18 protein-coding genes and 2 pseudogenes are annotated in these 21,262 nt (G+C 70.1%); 4 read left to right on the top strand and 16 right to left on the bottom strand.

The window, feature by feature from the left end:
* The 5 genes and pseudogenes from ACFYPA_RS03755 to ACFYPA_RS03735 all read right to left on the bottom strand — a co-directional run.
* The coding region (locus ACFYPA_RS03755; protein ID WP_359082271.1) for a DUF6507 family protein at positions 1-242 on the bottom strand (242 nt) is incomplete at its 3' end.
* 517 nt (positions 243-759) lie between these two features.
* Positions 760-1,290, bottom strand: a pseudogene (locus tag ACFYPA_RS03750) (3'-5' exonuclease); the annotation flags it as partial.
* A gap of 336 nt (positions 1,291-1,626) precedes the next feature.
* Positions 1,627-2,022 carry a hypothetical protein gene (locus ACFYPA_RS03745; RefSeq protein ID WP_389129265.1) on the bottom strand — a complete coding sequence of 132 codons (396 nt, stop codon included), beginning with the start codon at positions 2,020-2,022 and terminating at the stop codon, positions 1,627-1,629.
* A gap of 112 nt (positions 2,023-2,134) precedes the next feature.
* A complete protein-coding gene (locus ACFYPA_RS03740; RefSeq protein ID WP_389129263.1) occupies positions 2,135-2,596 on the bottom strand; it encodes a hypothetical protein in 462 nt (153 codons plus the stop codon).
* Between the two features lie 437 nt (positions 2,597-3,033).
* Entirely contained in the window at positions 3,034-3,165 is a 132-nt protein-coding gene (locus ACFYPA_RS03735; RefSeq protein WP_359352117.1) for a hypothetical protein, read from the bottom strand.
* Positions 3,166-3,443: 278 nt separating this feature from the next.
* Between ACFYPA_RS03735 and ACFYPA_RS03730 the strand changes: the two genes are divergently transcribed.
* Positions 3,444-4,736 (top strand): YeeE/YedE family protein, encoded by a 1,293-nt coding sequence (locus ACFYPA_RS03730; RefSeq protein ID WP_389129260.1) that lies wholly within the window; start codon positions 3,444-3,446, stop codon positions 4,734-4,736.
* Positions 4,737-4,791: 55 nt separating this feature from the next.
* On the opposite strand, the pseudogene ACFYPA_RS03725 reads toward ACFYPA_RS03730, so the two are convergent.
* The 5 genes and pseudogenes from ACFYPA_RS03725 to ACFYPA_RS03705 all read right to left on the bottom strand — a co-directional run.
* Positions 4,792-4,947: pseudogene (locus ACFYPA_RS03725) on the bottom strand (bifunctional RNase H/acid phosphatase); the annotation flags it as partial.
* 324 nt (positions 4,948-5,271) lie between these two features.
* Positions 5,272-5,916, bottom strand: a complete 645-nt coding sequence (locus ACFYPA_RS03720; protein WP_389129257.1) for a class F sortase — start codon at positions 5,914-5,916, stop codon at positions 5,272-5,274.
* A 90-nt stretch (positions 5,917-6,006) separates the two neighbouring features.
* On the bottom strand, positions 6,007-6,438 hold the full coding sequence (locus ACFYPA_RS03715; protein ID WP_359311303.1) for a sortase-dependent protein: 432 nt from the start codon (positions 6,436-6,438) through the stop codon (positions 6,007-6,009).
* Between the two features lie 125 nt (positions 6,439-6,563).
* Positions 6,564-8,588, bottom strand: coding sequence for a sensor histidine kinase (locus ACFYPA_RS03710; protein ID WP_389129254.1), 2,025 nt, complete (start codon positions 8,586-8,588; stop codon positions 6,564-6,566).
* Between the two features lie 40 nt (positions 8,589-8,628).
* On the bottom strand, positions 8,629-9,363 hold the full coding sequence (locus tag ACFYPA_RS03705) for a response regulator transcription factor (RefSeq protein ID WP_359082264.1): 735 nt from the start codon (positions 9,361-9,363) through the stop codon (positions 8,629-8,631).
* A 137-nt stretch (positions 9,364-9,500) separates the two neighbouring features.
* On the opposite strand from ACFYPA_RS03705, the gene ACFYPA_RS03700 reads away from it, so the two are divergent.
* Positions 9,501-10,331: a maleylpyruvate isomerase family mycothiol-dependent enzyme gene (locus ACFYPA_RS03700; protein ID WP_389129251.1), complete on the top strand. Its 831-nt coding sequence runs from the start codon at positions 9,501-9,503 to the stop codon at positions 10,329-10,331.
* A 17-nt stretch (positions 10,332-10,348) separates the two neighbouring features.
* On the opposite strand, the gene ACFYPA_RS03695 is transcribed toward ACFYPA_RS03700, so the two are convergent.
* Complete coding sequence (locus ACFYPA_RS03695; protein ID WP_389129248.1) at positions 10,349-12,136, bottom strand: AAA family ATPase; 1,788 nt, start codon at positions 12,134-12,136, stop codon at positions 10,349-10,351.
* Between the two features lie 240 nt (positions 12,137-12,376).
* On the opposite strand from ACFYPA_RS03695, the gene ACFYPA_RS03690 reads away from it, so the two are divergent.
* Together ACFYPA_RS03690 and ACFYPA_RS03685 are read left to right on the top strand one after the other, a co-directional pair.
* Positions 12,377-12,883 (top strand): hypothetical protein, encoded by a 507-nt coding sequence (locus ACFYPA_RS03690; protein WP_359311315.1) that lies wholly within the window; start codon positions 12,377-12,379, stop codon positions 12,881-12,883.
* A gap of 9 nt (positions 12,884-12,892) precedes the next feature.
* Positions 12,893-13,123, top strand: coding sequence for a hypothetical protein (locus ACFYPA_RS03685; RefSeq protein WP_389129245.1), 231 nt, complete (start codon positions 12,893-12,895; stop codon positions 13,121-13,123).
* Between the two features lie 77 nt (positions 13,124-13,200).
* Here ACFYPA_RS03685 and ACFYPA_RS03680 read toward each other — a convergent pair whose 3' ends face one another.
* From ACFYPA_RS03680 to ACFYPA_RS03660, 5 genes are all read right to left on the bottom strand, one after another.
* Positions 13,201-14,292, bottom strand: coding sequence for an ADP-ribosylglycohydrolase family protein (locus tag ACFYPA_RS03680; protein WP_389129242.1), 1,092 nt, complete (start codon positions 14,290-14,292; stop codon positions 13,201-13,203).
* 143 nt (positions 14,293-14,435) lie between these two features.
* On the bottom strand, positions 14,436-14,915 hold the full coding sequence (locus ACFYPA_RS03675) for a hypothetical protein (RefSeq protein ID WP_389129239.1): 480 nt from the start codon (positions 14,913-14,915) through the stop codon (positions 14,436-14,438).
* Between the two features lie 161 nt (positions 14,916-15,076).
* Positions 15,077-17,218 carry a UvrD-helicase domain-containing protein gene (locus ACFYPA_RS03670; RefSeq protein ID WP_389129237.1) on the bottom strand — a complete coding sequence of 714 codons (2,142 nt, stop codon included), beginning with the start codon at positions 17,216-17,218 and terminating at the stop codon, positions 15,077-15,079.
* A 107-nt stretch (positions 17,219-17,325) separates the two neighbouring features.
* Positions 17,326-19,494: an AIPR family protein gene (locus ACFYPA_RS03665; protein ID WP_359311326.1), complete on the bottom strand. Its 2,169-nt coding sequence runs from the start codon at positions 19,492-19,494 to the stop codon at positions 17,326-17,328.
* A 103-nt stretch (positions 19,495-19,597) separates the two neighbouring features.
* Entirely contained in the window at positions 19,598-21,193 is a 1,596-nt protein-coding gene (locus ACFYPA_RS03660) for a serine/threonine-protein kinase (RefSeq protein ID WP_389129234.1), read from the bottom strand.
* Positions 21,194-21,262: the final 69 nt, after the last annotated feature.

Genomic DNA, 21,262 nt, shown 5'->3' with positions numbered 1-21,262 from the left:
GTGCCCAACGCCGCCGCCACCGGCCCCAGCGTCGGATGCGACAACGGCTCCGCCCCCACCGCCACCGGCCCGGCCACCGGCAACTGCGCCGCCGTTCCCGGCACCGCCGTACCCGCATGCGTCGCCGCCTCCGACATCGCGGTGACCATCGCGTTCAACGCCGCCTCCAGGTCACCGGCATGCGTACCGACCACCTTCAACCGGCCCTGCACACCCTGTGGCTTGATGTCCCACGCCGTCACCGACGCCCCCCACCCACTCGAACGTCTGCACCCTTGATCGAATGCATGTCTATCAACTACTGCGTCGCTTCTGCAATCAGCAATCGGTCATATCGCCGTCGTTGCCCAGCCATGACATCGGGCGCGGTCATAGTGCTTCCTTGAGATGGCGCATCTGCCGTTCGAAGTCCAGCGGGCCGGACGGCCTGAGAGCCGGTCCGGCGGCGAGTGGTGCGGCGCAAGGGCCCGGTTTTCGGCGGAACGGGAGGGGCGCTTCCGGTAAGGGTGTGACGTGCGCCTTAGCCGGGTGGGGTACAGACCTCCACGGCACCGAGCATGAAGACCGGCGGAGTGTCGAAGCGGCGCCGGCGCCTCCATGCTGCGCCGGTCTTTGCGAAGTTGTACGAGTGTCGGCTGGAGGCGGCACTGGCGGCCAGCGCCTCCGCGTCGGCGGGCAGTGCGCTCCCGGGCGTTCCTTGATGCCGTCTCCGAGATGAGGCGGGGGGCTCGTGCCGAGGCCGGCCCTACGAGCTCCGCCTCACCCCGCCTCCACCAGGAACTCGCTCGGCGCACTGGACCACGACACGTGCAGCCCGTCGCGCGCCGGGTGCGGGCGACGAACAGCAGGCAGCGTTCCGCCATCAGGTCCGAGGCGTGCTGGACGCGGTCCACCTCCACCGATGTCACGGCCCGGGGATACGGCAGCGCGCCCTCGCTCACGCCGATGACCGCGACGCAGCGGAACTCCAGGCCCTTGAATGCGTGCATCGTGCCCACCTGCACGGCGTCCGGCGAGGAAGAGGCGTCGCCCCGCAGTCGTGCGGCGAGGATTCCCCGCCGCCCGCAGACGCTCCACGGCCTTGTCGCAGTTCTTGTTGAACCGGGCGGTCACACCGATCTCGCCCGGGGTGATCCCGCTGTCGATCCAGCCTCGGACGCGCGTGAGGACGGCATCGAGCTCCGCCTCCTCCAAGTCCGCCGCGCACACCTCCGGCCCGTTGCCGTGCAGGGCCGAGCGGTAGCCGAGCAGCGTCTCGTTGCGGGCGTCGTCCGCCAGTTGTCTTGCCGGTGCCGGGCCCCCGGTGACCTGGGCGGGTCCGGAGTACGAGGCGCGGTAGGCGACCTTGTGGTCATCCCGGAATGGGTCGAAGGCGCCGACGTTCGCCCCGCCGATGCCGCAGTGGGCTACACGCTCGCCTCGGCCTTCGGTACGCGCGGCCAGCCAGTGTGGAGGATGCTGGCCGATGTGGTTCAGCGAACTGCTCCCGTGACCGGGGGCAGGCAGGAACAGATTCGGCACGAATGGCAGTTGACTGGCGCCTGCGTCCCGACGGATGGTCAGGTCGCGTGGGTTCCGATACGGAACGGGCAGGGCTGCCCACGTGATCCCCCGGTAAACGCCGGCTTACCCTGATTCGCTCGACCGCGAACGATGCCCCGCACGTTCCAAGGCCTGGCGGGCGGCGAGGTAGCCCGCGATCTTGAACGCCCGCTCGTGAGAGCCGAACGGATCGGCGCGGGCGTGCCGCAGCACCACGCGAGTGGCGATCACGACTCCGTGCTCGGGCAAGCTCAGCTGCTCCTCGATCCCCAGAGCGGCAGCCTCGAAGAAGCGGGGCAAGGCCTCGGCGGGCTCGTAGTCCACCGTCAACTCCTGATCCACTTCGAAGGCGAAGCCCTCGCCTGCGGGCTCGAAGTCAACCTCGATCACCGCGAACTGCGGCGCGCAATTTCGCTTCTGGTGCACAATCCGCACGCCACGGATCGGATGCGACGGAAACCGGGGCGGCACAGACATCATGCCGGAACGCTACCCAGAGCGACGCGCGAGCGCCGCCACCGGGCGAAGTTCCGCCGGCGGCGGCGCGAGGGCGACGCTGCGCCTGGGGGCGTGGTGGGTCCATGGAAGGTGTCTACGCCGCTGCGCCTCCGAGGATCCTCGGCGAGTACCTCTCGTATGTGCGGTGCAGAACCATCCTCACAGGGCCCGAGACCAAAACTCCGCTGACCACGTCCTCCTGCTCGAGCCCCGTCTTGGCCACCTGTTTCTCGTACAGGGAGTCGGTCTCCTTCTTCGCCCGGTCGAGCCATGAGGACGCCTTGGCATGGTTGATTCCGGCGACGTCGAGACCTGTACAGGAAGCCAGGAACTCGAAATCGCCTGGTTCCTTCGTACCCACTCTGCACAGCAGGGCGGACATGTTTCTGTGATCGGCGTAGCCCGCCGACACGGTCATCCCGCCCTCGCCGCGCCCGTGCACGTACGTCGTCATTTTCCCGTTGGGCATCTCCTGCTCGACGGGCTTTTCGAGTCGGATATTCCAGTCCTTCGCCAGTCCGGTGAAGAAGTCGTTCCCGGTGTATCCCGTGGCCATCGTCCTGGCCGGGCCAAGCGTCGCCTGTCTTCGCTGGTCACCGCATGCTTCTGCAGAACGGAGGACCGCGGGCTCTGTGTTGCTGACGGCTCGGGACGAGGTGCCACTGTCCTCGGAGCCTGTGGCGATGCCACGCCGGGGTTGTCCTGGCTGCAGGAGGCGGTTCCCACCGCGCCGGCGACGAGAGCCATCAGTACGACGGGAACGCGGAGGGCGGCCCGTGTCCCGAGCCGCTGACCACCCGAACGCGCCCTCTGGATCCGGGGAATCACTGAGAGCCCACTCCTGCCGGGCACGTGAAGCCGTCCTGGACGACAACCGCCGGTACTCCGGACACGGCCATGATTCTCTGGCGCACTTCTCTCATGTGCGCATGCTCTCCGAGGGTGAAGTCTGCCGATGCGGAAGCGACTTGCTAATGAATCCAGCACCGGACGCTACACGGCCCACTCCACCCCGAGCTTCCGTAGTGTGTCGAGTTGTTCGGCGGAGAGCTTGTCCTGCCTGGACTTGGTGTTGCTGTGCCAGATGCCGATCTTGGTCTCGCATCCGTCGGGCAAGGTCTCCACCGCGCAGCTCCGGCCAACCACGTGCGTCTCACTGTGCGAGAAGAATGTCCGCATCTCAAGACGCCTTGGCGGTTGGACGCTTATATTCCGTATATTCGCACGCATGTCCTCTCCGGCCTCCCTGCTGTGCCTCGCGCTGTTCGCGAACTCGGCGTGGTCCGTCGACGACGGCCTCTGTCGCCGCTGAACCCGGCCTGCCGCGTCGTCCGTCACGCGCCTTCCGCCGCCCAGCGCCCCGCCTGTCGTCCTCTTTCGTGCAACCACTCCGGAGACCTTCCGTGACCACCGCGCCCCCCGCCGGGCCGGTCGCGCCCCCTCGCGCGCCCGCCGGCTTGTTCGTCCCTTCTCCCACCTCCTCCGTCCGGCCCGAAGCACCGCCGCTGCCACCTCTGCGGTGGATCCCGCTCTCGGTGTCCGCAGTGCTCGCCGTGGCACTGACGGTGTACGTCTGGTCCACGCACGGCGCCAAGCCCGGCGTCCTGCTGCTGCTCGGCCTCGGCCTGGGGATCGCCCTCTTCCACTCCCGCTTCGGCTTCACCTCCGCCTGGCGCCAGCTCGTGGCCGTCGGCAACGGCAGCGGACTACGCGCCCACGCCCTCCTGCTCGGCACCACCGCCACGCTGTTCGCCCTGATCATCGGCACCGGCACAGGGCTGTTCGGCACTCAGCCGAGCGCATCCGGCGGGTCCCTCGGCGTCGGCCTCGTCCTGGGGTCGGTGCTCTTCGCGATCGGCATGCAGCTCGGCGGAGCCTGCGCCTCGGGCACACTCTTCGCCGTGGGCTCGGGGCAGACCTCGGTGGTACTGACACTGGTCGGGTTCATCATCGGCGGCACACTCGCCGCCTGGCAGTACGACCTGTGGAATGACCTGCCGGCCTGGCAGCCCGTCGTGCTCTCCGACCACATCGGCTGGTTCGGCTCCTGGGCCGTGACCATCGCCGTGCTCCTGTTGGTGGTGTGGGTGTCACGCCGGATCCAGGCCCGCCGTAACCCGCCCCCGATCGGGCCCGTCCCCTCCGCTCGCGGCACGGCCGTACGCGCCCTGCGCGGCTCCTGGCCGACTGCGGTCGGCGCCCTGGCGCTCGCCGTGCTCGGCGCCGGAGTGCTGCTGGTCTCCGGGGGCGCCTGGGGCGTCACCAGCGCCTTCGCCCTGTGGGGCTCGAAGCTGGTCGGCGCTCTCGGCGGGCAGCCGGAGAACTGGACCTGGTGGCAGCAGCCCGGCAGCTCCGACATGCTCGCCGGCTCGGTCCTGGCCGACAAGAACAGCCTCACGGACATCGGCATCATGATCGGCGCGGCCGTGGCCGCCGCGCTCGGCGGCAGCTGGGTTCTGCACCGGAACATCCCCTGGCGCACCGCCGTGGCCGCGCTGCTCGGCGGCATCCTGATGGGCATCGGCTCGCGCTTGGCCGGCGGCTGCAACATCGGCGCCTATCTCTCGGGCATCGCCTCGGGCAGCCTCAGCGGCTGGCTGTGGGGCGCCTTCGCGCTGGCCGGTACGTGGGTCGGGCTGAAGGCCCGCCCACTCTTCCGTCTGGGCAACCCCAAACCGGGTGACGGCATCTGCTGACAGCCTTGCCCCCGTCGAGGGCGCGCGCCACACCGTGCGCCCTCGACACCCGGCCCGCGTTGCCGTCCGTGTAGTACGCCACCGTCGACGCCGACAGTTCCATGCAGAACAGGGAATCCGGCGGTGTGCCCAGGGCGAGTTGGACCAGCGTCTTGATCGGCGTCACATGCGTGACGAGCACCGTGCGGCCCGCGTACGTCCTGACGAGCCGTAGCGAGGCGACGAAGGGGTACTCGGGGTCCCGGGCATCGGGCGGAGCAGCAGAGGGCCGCCGTAGCGGCCCACGACGGGTCCCTCCGCCGTCGAGCGTCAGGGTCGCGCACGGGAGGACGGCTCCCGTCCACTGCTCCACGACGGCAGGCGGGACCTCCTGCCTCACCATCTCCGCACGGTACCGGCCCAGCTTGCCCAGCACCTCGGGCGTCATCTCGTCCAGTATCTCGGGCGTCATCCGGGAAGCGCAGCCGGGGCGGTGCGGTGCCCGCCGTGCGCACGGTGCGCGGACGCTCCGGTCGCCGCCGCGCACCGGCGCCCGCTACTTCCTCGTCGCGTACACGATGAGGTTGTCGACGGGGTGCCCCTGGGCGTCGAACGCGCCGTCGCACGTGACCAGCCGCAGGACCCGGTCCTTGGTGGGGCCGTAGACCCGGGCGGTCGGGAACGCGGTCTTGCTCGCGGTCTCGCGGCCGGTGACGGTGAAGTGGACCTCGGTGCCCTTGCCGTCCCGGACGGAGATGTCCGCACCCTCGGCGATCTTCTTCAGGTCGTGGAAGACGGCCCGGCCGAAACGGGTGTCGTTGTGGCCGATCAGGACCGCGGGCCCCGGCTCGCCGGGCACGGAGCCGCCGGTGTACCAGCCGACCGTCATTCCCTTTTCGGCGGGCGGGACTTCGACCGTGCCGTCGGTGTTCAGACCGAGGCGCATGATGTCGCTGTTCACGCCCAGGGAGGGGATGGAGACGTGGACCGGCGGCTGGGCGGCTGTCTTCGCCGGGGGAGTGTCCTTGGCTTCGGGACCGGGCGTGGCGATCGTGGTCGGCGCCTTCGCGGCGGCGGCGGTGGACTTCGACGGCGAGGCATCGGAGCAGCCCGTCAGCGCGGGGAGCGCGGCCAGCGCGAGGCAGGCGTACACCGGCAGTGCGGTGCGGATGCGCCAAAGGGACCGGGTCGTACGGGACATGGGAACGGACTCCAAGAAGGGTTCGGGTGACGGCAGTGGCGCCGCCCCGGTGAAGGACGGCGCCACTGCGTGCTGTTCGGCTACGGGTGGTCAGCCGTTGCGGCGGCCGGTGTGGCGGCGGCGCAGGACGATCGTTCCGGCGCCGGCGACCAGCAGGGCGGCCACGGCGGAACCCGTTACGGCGGCGGTGTTGTCGCCCGACGAACCGCCCGGCTCCTCACCTGCGGCGACACCGCCCCGGGGCGCGGCCGACGGGGCCTGCGACGGCACGGCCGACGGGGGTTCCGTCGGCTTCGGGCTGTCGCCCGCGGCCACGCCACCACGCGGCATCTCGGTCGGGACGGCGGAGGGCACCCGGCTGGGAACGGCGGTGGGCTCCTCACTCGGCGACGCGGGTGAGACCGACGGGGCGGCGGTGGGCGTCGGCGAGGAGTCGGCGAACGCCGCGGTGGCGGGTACGCAGACCGCGCCGAGCGCGACAGCGGTGAGGACGGCGGTACGCAGAGACGTACGCAGGGGCATGAACATGGCTCCGTTCCAGGTCGGCCTCGACGGCGCCGCGGTGCGGGGGCGCACCGCGGCGCGAGGCGTGCCGACAGGCTGGCGCGAAGATATGAAGAAGCTGTCAGGACGCTGTGGTCATCGCATCAGGGCTGTGCGGGACTGCCCGCGGGATCGATGGCTGCGCCGGCCACGGCTGCACCGTCGCCGTCGGCCGGCAGGCGCAGGGTGAACACCGAGCCCTCGCCGGACACGCTCACCGCCGTCGCCGACCCGCCGTGTGCCTCCGTGAGTTTGCGTACGATCGCCAGCCCGAGCCCGCTGCCCCCGGTGCGGCGGCTGCGGGACTTCTCGCCGCGCCAGAAGCGGTCGAAGACATGAGCGAGGTCCTGTGCCGGGATGCCGGTGCCCGTGTCCGTCACGTCCACCAGAACCGCGTCGCCCGACCCGGAGCCGTACGCGTGCAGGGTGACCTGCCCGCCGGCCGGGGTGTGGCGGACCGCGTTCGAGACCAGATTGCCGATGGCCTGGCGGAGCCGGACCGGATCGGCCGTCAGCCCCGGCACGGGTCGCTCCGTCGAGGACGCCCGCACCGCCAGGGTCACCCCGGCCGTCTCGGCGCGGGCCTGGTGCGCCCCGGCGACCTGGGCCAGCAACTCCTCGATCCGTACCGGTTCGGCATGCAGCCGCAGAGCGCCCGCGTCGGCCTGGGCCAGGTCCTGGAGGTCGTCGATGATGTGCTGCAACTGCACGGCCTCCTCGTGCAGGGACGCGATGAACGCCGGGTCCGGGTCGGCCACCCCGTCCTGCGCGGCCTCCAGCCAGCCGCGGATGTTGCTGAGGGGGGTGCGCAGCTCGTGGGCGACATCGCTGACCATGGCCTTGCGCTGCGCCTCCAGCCGGGCGCGGTGGGCGGACATGTCGTTGAACGTGGCGGCGAGCCGCCCGATCTCGTTGTCCGCGGTGACCAGCACCGGCACGGTGTCCTCCCCGTCACGCATCCGCTGGGCGGCACCCGTCAGGGCACGCAGCGGGCGGACGAGCCGGGCGCCGACGAGCACCGAAGCGCCGACGGCGAGGGCCAGGACGAGAGCCGCCGTGCCCGCGATCTTGGCCGTGTTCGCCGGGGAGAGGTCGAAACCGGGGACGGTGGTGCCACCGGTGTCGCTGATGAACAGCAGGGCGGGCGAGGCGACGTACGAGCTGAGCTGTTCACGGCGGGCCGTGCCCACGCAGGAGGCGATGGCCCGGTCGTCCTCGCCGGTGCCGACGGCCGGCGCGGGGCCGGCACTCGGCATGACGCTGGGCATCTCGGTCGGTGTGGCGCTCGGCGCGCTCTCCGGCGGGAAGGTGGGTGCGGTGCGGGGCGTCTCGCTCGGTGGCATGGTGGGGACCGCGGTGGGCACGGGTTCCGCGCTCTGCCCCCAGGACAGGTCGAGCTTCAGGTGTACGCCGCTGCGGTCCTGGCGCTTCAGGCAGGCGTCGGTCAGCTGGTTGAGCGCCTGAAGGGCTCGCTTCTCCGTGGCCGTCGGGGTGTCGAGGGCTTCGGTGGTGCAGCGGGTCCCCTGAAGCCGTTCGGGGTCGTTGCCCACCACCTGGATCACCGGGCGCCCGCTCTCGGTCCGGACCACGTCCGAGGCGATCCCGGCGTCGCTGAGGCAGGCCACGCCCCGGTCCGCGATCTGCCGCAACGCCGTACGTTCCGCGGTCGGCAGCCGGAACGGCCCGACCGCTCGCGGATCGACCCGGTCCGCCGGGGTGCCGGACGGACCCGCGTTCTCGGTGGCCAGCGCGGTGTCCACCGACAGGGGGTCGACGATCGCCGACGCCTGCGCGGGAAGCGTGGTGGCCTTCTCCGGAGCCGCCGAGTCGGCGAGCGGCGCGCGCTGCTCGGTGGTCAGCGCGATCCGGCGGCCGGACTGCTCGGCCAGATCGCGCACGGTCCTGTCGACACCGTCCCAGGTGGGATGAGCCGCCGCGTAGCCGAGCAGGCTGTGGTAGATCCGGGCGTCGGCGGTGAGGTTCTGCCCCTGCTCCCGCAGGATCGCACCGGACGTCGTCTGGACGGCGAGCCAGGCCGTGGCGGCGACGGAACACGCCGCCACCAGAGCCGATACGGCCAGCAGCCGGGCGAACAGGCTCTTGCGCAACGGCAGACGCGTCCGCGACACCCCGGACTCCGACGCCGCACCGCGCGTATCGCGCCCTCCGCTACGACGACGCACGGGCCGCAGCCTTCGCCGGGTCGGTCAGTTTGTAGCCGACACCGAAGACGGTGAGCAGCCGGGCGGGCCGGCGCGGTGCGGGCTCGATCTTCTTGCGCAGGTTCATGACGTGCACGTCGACCGTGCGGTTGCTGATGTAGCGGTCGAATCCGTGCAGTTCGGCGAGCAGTTGCTGCCGGGAGAAGACCCGGTCGGGCTCGGCCGCCAGCGCCGCGAGGATCCTGAACTCACCCGGGGTGCACTCCACCGCCTCGCCGTCGACCGACACCACGTGCCGGGTGGGGTCGACCACCAGCGTCCCGACCGTCAGGACGGCTTCGTCCACCGGACCGGCCTCGGCGGTGCCGGCGGAGCGCCGGTTGCGGCGCAGGAGCGTACGCACCCGGGCCATCAGCTCGCGCGGACTGTACGGCTTGGTCACGTAGTCGTCCGCACCGAGGTCGAGGCCGAGCAGCAGATCGTCCTCCGTGGTGCGGGCCGTCAGCATCAGCACCGGCAACTCCCGGGACTCGGCGCGCAGCACGCGTACCACGTCCAGCCCGTCGGCCCGGGGCATCATCACGTCGAGGACCAGCAGGTCCGGCTCCCCGTGCCGGACCGCGTCGAGAGCCGCGAGGCCGTCGCCGACGACGGTGACGGCGTGCCCCTCCCGTTCGAGGTAGCGGCGGAGGAGTTCCGCCTGTTTCTCGTCGTCCTCGGCGATGATCACGTTTGCGCACACGTGCTCGATCGTAGAGGGGTTCGAACGGAGAGCGTCGACCTCTTGCCGGGAGGGCGTCCGGAATGCTCTTGTGTACCCGCAGGTAACAGGAGCGGGCAGCAGACGCGCGGGCGGCGTCGCACGAGGACGGGGGCGCAGTGGAGTCAGCGGCAGGGCAGGAGGTGGGTGGCGCGCGTGGCGTGCTGCCCGAGGGGCTGGCCGAGGCGATACGTACGACGGCCGAGGAGATCGCGGAGCTGTTGCGCCACGCCCCCGACACCGGCGCCCCCGTACCGGGACTGACGTGGACGGTGGGGGAGGTGGCCGCGCACCTGGCACAGGCCAACGCACTGATGGCCGACGTGGCGGCCGGGCACCCGCACGCCTACGGCGACGGCACCCCGCAGGGCATCGCGGCAGCCAACGAGGAGGCACTCGCGGCCTTCGGCGAGCGCGCTGCGGAGCCACTGGCGGCGATGATCGTCGCGCAGGCGGCCGCCTGTCTGGACGCGATGACCGGTCACCCGGCCGACGAGACGCTGACGACACCGATGGGCCCGATGAACCGGGTGGTCCTCGGCTCGTACCTCCTGACGCACATGCTGGGCCACGGCTACGACCTGGCCCGCGCACTGAAGCGCCCGCACATGGTCGACCCCGCCCGGGTCCGTCTGACGCTCCCCTTCATGATCCAGGCCATGCCCCGGGTGACCGATGCCGCCGCCACGGCAGGGCTGAACGCCCGCTATGCGGTACGGCTGCGGGGCGGCGGCCGGTTCGGCGTGACATTCACCGGCGGTGTGGCCACGGTTTGCCATGGGCTGCCGGACCAGCCGGACTGCACGATCTCCATCGAGCCGGTCACGTTCCTGCTGATGGCGCTCGGCCGCTGCTCGCCCGTGGGCGCGATGGCCCGGGGACGGGTTTTCGCATGGGGCCGCAGGCCGTGGATGGGGCCCCGGTTCCCGGCGTACTTCAAGGCCCCCTGAACGGGAAGGGCCTTCGGCTACTCGCCGCTCCCGCTCCCGTGGGACTCCATGAGTTCCTGGTGCGCGGCGACCACGTCCTCGGCGAGTACGGTCACCATCTCCGCACGGGTCGGAGTGCTGTCGGCATGTGTGGCGTACAGCCGTAGATCCCGCTGCGCGGATGCCTTCTGGCAGAGCTCGCGCGCGAACCGGGCGTTGCCCACCGTGTCGGCCATGCCGCCGTCCACGATGGCGGCGCAGAGGGAATCGAGGGCCGCGAGCGCCCCGGCATCGGGTTCGTCGCCGTGAGCGGCCAGCACGGAGCGGGCGATGAGAACCAGTTCGTCCGCGGAGTACGACGGGAAGTCGACGCGTGTGTTGAAGCGCGAGACCAGACCGGGATTGGCCGACAGGAGATCGGTCATCTCGGCGCGGTAACCGGCGAGTACGACGACGAGCCGGTCCCGGTCGTCCTCGGCCCGCTTCAGGAGCACCTGCAGGGCTTCCTTCCCGAAGGCGTCTCCGCCGTTGTAACCGGTGTTGATCAGCGCGTACGCCTCGTCGATGAACAGCACCCCGTTCAGCGCCGAGTCGATGACCTCGCTCGTCTTGATGGCCGTGGACCCGAGGTGCTGCCCGACCAGGTTGACGCGCTGGGCCTCGATGACGTGCCCCGAACTCAACAGCCCGAGCCCGGCGAAGACCTTGCCGATGATGCGGGCGACGGTCGTCTTGCCCGTGCCCGGCGGCCCGGCGAAGACGAAGTGCCGGGGCTGGGCGCCACCGGGCAGCCCCTGCTCCTCACGCAGGGCGGCCATGCGCAACTGGGCCATGAGCGTGCGCACTTGTCGCTTCACCGGTTCGAGGCCGATCATCCCGTCGAGCGACTTCTGCGCCTCGGCGAGCAGCCGGGCCCGCGCGTCGGCGGACAGCCCGGCGGTGTCGGGCTCGGTGCCCTCGGCGCCGCTGGTGGACGGCTGAGGTCCGGCGGGGACCGGAACGGCCGGTGGCGCTTCCGGCTGTCGCGGCCTCGGCGGAACCAGGTCGGCGGCCCTGGGAGCCGGAGCCGCAGCGGGAGCCGGCCGGGCCCGTGCGCGAACATCGACGTCGAAGAGGCCCGGCGCGCACCGGAAGGTGTACTGATACCGCTTCAACGCCTCCTCCTGCCGCCCCAGTTCCTCCAGCGAGCGCCCCATGAAGTACTTGCACTCGGCGTCGAACCGGCTGCCCGTCTCCAGCTTCCGGGGCAACGGCGCCAGGACGCTCAGCGCCTCGTGGTAGACGCCCTGGGCGAAGAGAGCCGCACCGACGTACAACTGCGCCTCGTCGTACAGGAAAGCGTCACCGATTCCGGTCGCGAACCTCAGCACGAGGGCCCAGTCCTCCTTGACGAACGCATAGCGCGTACAGACGAACTTCGTCTCATCGCAGTCCAGTTGTGCGGTCGCAAGTCCGGCCCAGGCCTCCTCGACCCGCTTCTTGTCCAGCAGTGAGGACATGGCCGCCAGCCACAGGTCGCGCGCGTTCTCCAGACGGAAGGTGACGTAATGACCGATCTGGAACGTGGATCGCAGGGGCAACCCGAACTTCGTCCGCAGCGCACCGAAGGTCCCGGAACACCGGAGCATGGCATCCAGCGCCTCCTGCTGCCGGTTACCGGTCGCGTGCAGCCCCAGCCACGCGTCGGCGGCGAAAGGGTCGTGGGTCGTGGCGAGCGCGAACTGCGCGCCGGCACCCGCCGTGTCCCCACGCTGCATCAGCGCCATCGCCTGGCTCCACGCCTGTTCGGCCTTCCTCGCCGAACCACGGCTCGCGGCACCCTGCACGTGCACTCCCCTCGACGGGCGCGCAGCCCGCGCAGGCGGCCGACCGGGCCCACCCTGATGACCTGGAACGCTGGTCAGGATAACCAAACTTCACGTGGCACACGCCGACGCGCGTGCGGACGGGCGTCGGCCAGGACGTATACCCATGGGGGACCAGGGGTTGACGGTATCGAGACGGGCGGAGCAAGCTGTCGATAGTCGCTGGGCCAGGGGCCCGGACTATCAATCTAGGGGGCATGCATGATCCACATCACGCTCGGGGCGATGCGTTACGTCAACCCGAAGGAGGATCAGCTCGGCCGTGACCACGTCGGTTGGGACCCGAACATGGACGACGAGGCCATGTTCCGTGCCAACCGGGGGTGCTGGGTCCTCGGCGAACGGGCCGACCGGGAACAGTACGCGTTGCTGTCCTCGCAGGGTGTCGTACGTCAGGCGATCGAGATCGACAGCCTGGTCTCGGTGTCCGGCGGTCGCCGCGCGATTGAAGGCAAGTATCTGGAGGCCGGGCACCCGGTTCACGACGCGTACGTCGGCAAGCCTCAGCCGATCGAGCCGGTCCGCAATCCGGTGACGTACTTCGAGTCCCCTCATGCGGCACGGACATGTGGCTGCGGCTGCGGAGCGCCGGTCACCCTCGGCTGGTTCCTCACCGGGCACGACCAGAAGGCCCTGCATGACCGCGTCGCCAAGATCGGCACGGTCCACCAGTTCATTGAGTGGTTCGACCGCACCTACACCGAGTAGGTGCGGAGCGTGGTGTCCCGAATCATCCGCATCACTCCGCACGCGAACAACAAGGACATGTGCAGCGCGCACGGGGCCGCGGCGGGTTGCGCATCGCTCGTCGCGGACGTGGTCCTGAGCGACGCGGGCAGTGAGCACGTCGCATGGGCGGTCTGCGGCCGATGGGTCAAGGAGAACCCCGACGCGGTGGCCTGGCTCGAAGCACACCCGGAAGACGCGACGTTCTTGGCGGCCTCCTGAACCTCGTCTCCCCGAAAACCCGTTGCGGAACGCCGGCCGTTGGCAGGCTGCGCTCCCGCCCGGGCTTCGCGGGGCGGTCACCAGCCGGGATAGCGGCCCCACCAGTGGGGGTCCCACCCTTCGACGTACTCACTGCCGCTGGGTGAGTCCTGCACCTGGGTGACGAGGTCCCGAGCCAAGGTGTCGAGCACCCAGGCCAGTTCGTGGCGGCTCACCAGATCGACAGGCAGGGCCTCGACGCCGTGGGCGGCGCCGAGCAGGGCACCGGTGACGCACGCCACCGAAGGGCCGGCGGGGGAGAGGGAAGCGAAATGCAGCGCGGCCTCGACCTGGGTGCGGCCGGGTAGGGAGGCGGCCACGTACAGGCCGCCCAGCAGGGCTGAGACCGCGGTGAGATCTGGCGCGAGTGCTGCCAGGCGTGTCGCGTCCGCCGGATGGTCGGCCGCTGCCTGTAGGGCGGCGTCGAGGCGGCCCTGTTCAAGTCCGCCCGCAGCGCGTTCGTTCGTGCGGAGGTCCGCGAGACCCGTCCTCAGTGAATCCTCGATACGGCTCCCCTCCAAGCATTGGCGGAGGAGGACGACCGCGTGGGCCGTGGCGGACTGCGCTTCCACGCTTCCGTGGGTGAGCGCCGCCACCTCCGTGCTGACGATCGGGCCGGGGAAGCCGAGGGCCGTGAGCGCTGCCGTGGGAAGTGTCCGGCCGAGTGCGTGCCAACCGCTGCTCTCGGTAGCCGGTCTGTCGTACGTGCCCTGCTCGACTCGGGACAGGGCAGCCACGGTTGCGGGCGCCGATCCGCGGCGCTCTCCCAGGACCGGGACCTGGGCCAGCCAGCCGTCCGGCCAGGTCTGGCCGAAGCCACCCCAGCGGCCCTCCATCAGGTCGCGCTCGATGTCTTGCATGGCTGCCCACCGGCAGTACGCGTGCCACATCACCGACGGAGCGTGGCATATGCCCTTGTGGTTGCCACGTACCAGAGCGCGGATGGTGCCTTCGGTGGTGAAGCACGCCAGTTGGGTGCACACGCCGGCGCGCAGGGGGCCTTGGTCCGGCAGCTTCCCACGTGCCGTTCCGACGGTTTCGCCCAAGGCCATCCCGAGGAGCAAGCCGCGCAGCCGTGACCCGGTGCGTCCGGCGAGGAATCGCTTCCGGTGTTCGTCCGTGTCCGTCAAGGCCGTACTCCTTCGCTCGGGGCCTTCAACGTACGGGTGGTCGTCCGGAACACCGAGAGCCGGGTAGCTGTAGGAGGGGGCCTGGGGGCATAGAGGCAGTGGTCGAAGGGCCGGCGCCTCTTTGGCTGCACATGGTGTCTGTGTCAGGCGGCCATGGCCACGGAGACCTTGCTGAGCGAGGCCTCACGCGGCCCGCCCGCCTTGCGCTCCCCGAAGACGACCACCCGAAGCAGCGCGAACCGCCCGGCGCCGGCGATCGCCGACGCCGACAGGTAGACGCTCTGCTGAACCAGCGCCGAAGGCTCGGACCGGACCGCGTACAGGCAGAGCAGGGCTCCGGTCGTGAACGCATAGCTCACGGCGACGGTCAACCCTGACTGGAGGTGGACGCCCCACCCCCTGCGGTCGCTGCGGAACGAGACCCGGCTGTGCAGTTCGGTCGCGATCACGGTGGAGACGACGGTGACGACGGCGTTGGCGACGGCCAGCGGAATCCGGTCGTGGAGGAGGACCAGAACACCGCTGGAGGCCACCCCGACCCCGCCACCACAGATCACAAAGCGCACGAAGGCCGAGAGGGCCGGGTGAAGCGTGCGCGTCGGCTGGAGCGAAGGGGCGGTCACGAGGGGGCCTCCGGAGGCTGTGTGAAGCGGTGTGCTTATTCCACTCCAGAACCTACGGACCGGGCGTCCTCCGCACGACCTGGTTTCTCCCCTACTTTCCTGGGGGTGATCCCCCAGAGGGATGGGGGGGCTACTACCCTGAGGGAACGGCCGCCCGCCCCTCAGGACGCAGCCCCTGCCTCGACCAGGAACGGACTCGGACCCCCCGACCAGGACACGTACAGTCCGTCCCGGGCCCGGGTGCAGGCGACGAAGAGCAGGCAGCGCTCGGCCATGAGATCGGCCTCGTGCTGGAGCCGGTCCACATCGGCCGACGTGACGGCCCCGGGGTAGGGCAGGGCCCCGTCGTGCACGCCGATCACTGCCACGCAGCGGAACTCCAGCCCCTTGAAGGAGTGCATGGTTCCGATGCGTACGGTGCGCGCGTCCTCGGCAGCTCCGGACCGCAGTGGCGCTGCGGGGATGCCTGCGGCCGTCAGCCGTTCGATCGCCTTGGCGCAGTTCTTCTTGAAGCGTGCGCTGACGCCGATGTCGCCGGGGCTGACACCGGCCTCCGTCCAGGCACGGATCTGCGCGACGAGCGCGTCCAGTTCCGCGTCTGCCGAAGCGGCCCCGTGCACCACCGGACCGTTTCCGTGGAGTGCGGAGCGGTAGCCCAGCAGCGTCTCGTTGCGGTCGTCGTCCTCCAGCTGTGCGAAGGGCCGGCCGACGAGCAGTGCGGTGGACCAGCTCAGGATCTCGTGCGTACTGCGGTAGTTCTTCCGCATCTTCGTCGAGCGGCCCGTGACCTTGATGCCGAGCGCCTTCAGTGACACCTTCGAGTCGTAGATCCGCTGGTGGGGGTCGCCGGCGATGAACAGATCGTCGGGACGTGGCGGGGCGGCGGCGCGCAACAGCCGCCACTGTGCCGGGTGGAGGTCCTGGGCCTCGTCCACGACGATGTGCCGGTAGAGCGGTTGCCGCCCTTCGAGGAGGTCGGCGGCCTCCGCGCACGTCCCCAGGTAGGTGCGCAGGCCGTCGGCGGCAAGGCCGTCGGAGTACGCCTGGAACGTGCGCCACACGACGAGCCGCTGGGCGACGGGGAGCCGGCTGCCCCGCCCCGGCCGGTCGGCCGCTTCGTACTCCTCCAGGCTCCGCAGGTTCTGGGCCAGGACGACGTGCTTGTACTCCTGGGCGAGGAACTGTGCCGTGCCGGTGAAGCCGGTGGCTCGCGCGGCCTGTTCCCAGCGGGTCTGCTCCTCACCGGCCCGCAGCGGACGGCGGGACGTGGCGACGATCCGGCTGGCCAACGCGTCGACCGTCGTGATGTCCACCCGGTCGCGCAGGTCCACGTCGTCGACGAGGGCGTCGAGACCGCTGCGCAGGGCGTCGACGAGAGCGTTGGTGTACGTGGTGAGCAGGATGCGCTCGCCGTCGCGCAGGAACCCGAGGAGATGGCGAACGCGGTGCAGCGCGACGACGGTCTTGCCGGTGCCGGGGCCGCCGGTGACCTGGGCAGGGCCTGAGTAGCTGGCCCGGTAGGCGACCTTGTGCTGGGAGGGGTGCAGGAAGATCCGCCAGGCGGCGAACGGCTTGTCGAGGATGTCGCGGAGCTCGTCGGACGCGGTGATGAGGGCGATGCGGGTGCCGGTGCGGTGGATCGCGGTCGCGAAGTCGGCGGTGTCCACGGGCGCGGTGTCGGCGGGGGCGGCGGAGAGACCGACCGACACCACGTCCCGCCACACCTCCTCCACGGTGAAGCCAGCGGCGAGATACTCGAGAACCTCGCGCTGGTCCTGGGGAAAGTACGGCGCGAAGACCTCCAGCTGTTCGAGGCTGGTGAGGGCGCGGGCCTGACGCAGCGTCGTCCCGTCGATCCCGAGCGCGGTCAGGTCCCCGTCGGACACCTTCGCGAACAGCCGCTGGTCGGGAGCGGGCGCGATGCGCTCGTACGCGGGGGTGAGCTCGTCGAGCACCGCGATGTCGCGGATCTCGACGGCCCGGGTCACGGTGTTGATGCTGGCCTTCTGCTTGACGGCCCAGTCGATCGCCTTGTCGTGCGGCATCACGCGCAGCAGCACGAACGTGTCGCCGCTGTCGGGCGCGAGGACGACACCCCGCGTCCCCTGGTCGATCCGGATGGTCCGGATATGAGGATCACGGGCGCGCTTCAGACTCTCCAGCTTCAGCCCGGGGTCCTTGAACAGCTGGTCCAGGGTGAGGTGTTCGAACTTCTCCCACGCGCTGAACACACCCTCCTTCACGCTCCCCTGGAGCTTGCCGAGCTGAGCGCAGAAACCTACGTCGAACGCGAGGTGGGGCATGGTTCAGTTCTCCATACTCAAGTACGGGGCGCGGTAGCGGGTGGGGTCGCCTAGGCGGCCGCCATGGGGACGGCGCGCCGCGGCTCACCCAGGGACGTCCGTCAGACTCAGTCGACGGGCTCCGCACCTTCGTCCGGCTCGTCCAGTTCGTCGAGAATCCGCCAGGCCAGGTCGGCGAGCGTCTCCCCCGAAGCAGTCGACCACCGTGCTGTTCCTTGGTTGGCCACGGGCCGTTCCTCCCACTGCGCGAGCTTCCACATGAGGGACACCAGTCCGGAGGGTGAGTACGGTTTGCCGTCGGCGGCCCAGAGAATCGGTTTGGTGCGGTGCGGGCGCCACGTTGCTCGCGACCGCCTCTCGTCCTCAGCCAGCCAATTCCGCAGGGCGTCAGCTTCCAGCGGGTACCCGGTCGTGAGGGTGAGCGGGTCACCCTCGGAGAGCACAGCCTTGTCGATCAAGACGGAGACGGCGTTTGGGCGCCGACGCTTGCGCTGCGCCGGTGTCCGGCGGTACTTGTCCGGGGGTGCGGTGCCCTCCGCCGCCGTAGCGGCGCCGAGTACCTGATCCGCGATCTCGCGGCAGCGGCCGGCATCCGCGCACACGGCCCGGATCTGCGAGCGTTCGGTATAGAGCTCGTCGATCGTGGAGGCTACGGCGGGCAGTAGCTCACCCACCAGTTGCGGAGTCCGTGCAACTGCTTGAGCGGCCCACTCCAATTTCGGGTCAGGCTCGTCGATGGCCTCGGTGTCGAGCCGGCGGAAGACCAGGTGAGTGAGCAGATAGGCACCATGCTCGGTGAGGGCGACCCCTCGCCCCTCGTAACGAGGCCGTAGTTGATGAAGGTTGCGACGGACCTCCCTGAGGACCTGCACCGTGTTCCACAGAAGGTAGGCACTCGGCTGCGGGCGGAACAGGGTGTCGTAGATCCCCTGCGTTCCCCGCTCCCACAACACGTCCAGGGTTGATGCGATGCGAGCCGCGTACTGGCTGTCAGGATGCGCGCAGGCTAGTGCACACGCCCCTTCGACGACCGAGCATCCGGTGTCCGGATGCGGGTCTAGTTCGCTGCGTCGGACGCTGTATTCCAGCCCGAGTTCGGCTCGCATCTCGCCAAGGATGGCAGCCTGCACCGAGTCGAGAGCGATGAAATCACGTGCCTCCACACGATTCTGACGGTTATTTGCCAGAGTTGTTTGTCTGGCGAAGTCTGCGGCTTTGCCCGTCACGATGATCCGCACGCCGACCTGCGCCGAAGCGGCGGCATCATCTCCGGCGACCGCCTCGGCGACGGATCTGACGGTCTGAGCACCGTTGACAACACTGGCGTTGTGCAGCGTCAGACTGAGCGGTCGCGTGTGGGGCGTTCGCATGGACTGCTGCGTCTTCTCAACCGACTCGCACAACACGGTGACGCCATTGTTGAAGTACCAGAAGTGAGCCGGTTGCTCATTCAGGGTGTCGATCAGTTCATTGTTGATCGGAGTTCTGCCGAGCGGATTGCGGATGTTGAGGTTGAAGAGGTTGGATCCGTGATTTACCCACTGGGCTACCTGCTCAGCCTCGATGACACCTTGATACGACTCGTACGGAGCGCTGATCGCGAACCATGGGAACAGATCGGCTGTGAGCTCAACCGGCCGGGGAGCCAGGTCCTTGCGGACCGATGCCCACACTTCCGGGGCAAGGATGATGCGATGGTCCAGCACGTCCCCGTGGCGGTTGAACTCCTTCTCTCCATCGATCAAGGCATGACGGAACCCGTCACCCACGTCGTCTGCCCGCATGAGAACGACAACCTGAGTGACCGGGACAGGGCCTTTGGACATGACGGTCTTGGCGAGCTCCGCCAGCTGGCGGCCGCGCGGATTGAACGCGGCGAAGTCCTCGTCGTCGATGAGCCGCAGACCAGCCAGCAGCTCCATGACAGCTAGCCGCTCACCCTTTGCTGCGCCATTCTTGCTCCACTTGCCTTGGACCACATAGACGTGCGGATCTGGCCCGTCGACGACAGCGATGGCATCGATGCCCTTGTCGGCCTGGCCGTCAATGACCGTGCCGGCTGCTTCCCGCGGACTGAACCCTGTAACCATGCGCACGGCCTGCGCTGTCAGCGCGCGTGACAACAGGCGTGGCTCCCGCTCGTCCGGCCGCATCCCTTCCAGGTCACTGGCATCGAGCAGCCCCGGTTCCAAGTAGACGGTGCGCAGTGCCTGCTCCACCTGGCGGACCTGCAGGATGACGTCGCCGTTGCTCTTGTCGGCATTCCGATTGTTCATGCTCTGCCCCTCCCCTGGCCCGCCCCCTCACGCCTGGGCGCGCCGCACCGACTGACCAGCAAGATCGTTCCACACCCACCGGGACGTACTAGAGATTTTCCGACTACTCGGAATCGTCGAGGCCGAGGCCGAGGCCCAGCAATGCCATTGCCTCGCCGACCTCCTGGGTCATCTCGTCGGCGGGTCCGAAGACGAGACACAGGTCGTCGTGCAACGGCCGGAGTATCCGGCGGGCCTCGATCGCCTGTCCCTGGGCGAGCAGCAGCATGCCGATGTCGCGGCGCAGTTCGACGGCCTCCTCGCTGAGATCGCTGTCGACATTGCGTACGACGTCGAGGAGGCCACGCAGCGCGGCGAGCGCGTCGGTGACCTGGCCGAGTTCGGCACGGCAGCGTGCGGCCTGGGCGCGGCAGGCGCGGGCCCGCTCGCCGGTGGGGCCGTCGGTGCGCGCGTAGGCGTCCGCCAGCGCGTCGAACTCGGGCAGAGCGGCCCGGTAGTCCCCGCCGAGCAGCTGGATCGCGGCCCGTCCGGTCCGCAGCTCCAGGACCTTCCGGCTCTCCGAGCCGAGCGCGCGGGCGGCGGGTTCGATGATCTCCCCGAGCACCTCGGCGGCCTGGGCGAACCGCTGCTCTTCCAGAAGCGCGTCGGAGTGCGCGTACGCCTCCTCGATCTCGGCACGCAACTGCGCCGGTACGGGGACGGGCGCGGCGGGTACGGCAGCCGGATCGGCGGCCACGGGCACGGGGCGGCCCGCCCCCGCGCGGGCCCGGGGCGCGTACGGGTTGCGGAAGACCCCCGTCGGGTCCGGCGCCCCCGCCGGTCCGGCCTCGCCGGGTCCGGGCGTCCGGCCGGGCGGCGGCAGGAAGGGCCGCAACCGCTCGTACACGTCCTGCACATCGGCGGGCCGCGCCTCGGGCGCCTTGAGAAGCAGGTGCAGGACGAGATCCTCCAGCTCCTGCGGCACCTCGGGGCGCAGTACGCGCAGGGGAGTGGGGGCGGCGTTCACGTGCTGGTGCATCACCATGTACTCACTGTCCGCCGTGAACAGCAGCCGCCCGCTGAGCAGTTCGTGCAGTACGCAGCCGAGCGCGTACAGATCGGTCTGTGGTGTGGTCCGCCCGCCGCGCACCTGCTCGGGCGCCATGTACTGGTACGTGCCGATGGGCGTGCCGGTCGCGGTCAGCTTGGTGACATCGGTGCGCAGAATCGCCGCGATCCCGAAGTCGAGGACCTTCACCGTCCCGTCGCGGGCGACCAGGATGTTGCCGGGCTTGAGGTCGCGGTGGATGACCGGCACCTCGTGCGCGTACGAGAGCACGGTGGCGACCTGCGCCGCCACCGCCACCGCCCAGCTGACCGGAAGCAGCCGGTCCGGGGCGATGTACGCGGACAGCGACACCCCGTCCACCAGCTCCATGACCAGGAACAGCCGCTCGTAGGTGTCGTCGAGCACCGCGTCGTACACCTGCGGCACACCGGGGTGCTGGATGCGCGCGGTGATGCGGGCCTCGCGGCGGAAGCGCTTGGCGAACTCCTCCGCGAGCTGCTGCGAGCCGCCGACGGACTGCTGCCGGATCAGCTTCACGGCGACGGGCCGGTCGAGCACGGCGTCGTAGCCGCGCCACACGTCCCCCATCCCGCCGTTGTCGAGGGGCTCCAGGAGCTCGTACCGACCTGCGATCGGCTGCTGCTGCGGCACATTGCCCCCGTGTGTGCGTGTGCTGGCCGGTGCGCGCGGCTGGATGGACCGGCTTTCGGCAGGGTGAAG

The organism is Streptomyces sp. NPDC005775, from assembly GCF_042871565.1.
GTDB lineage: Bacteria > Actinomycetota > Actinomycetes > Streptomycetales > Streptomycetaceae > Streptomyces.
The sequence above is the reverse complement of the archived record's forward strand: the minus strand, read 5'-3'. Positions and strand labels throughout refer to the sequence as shown.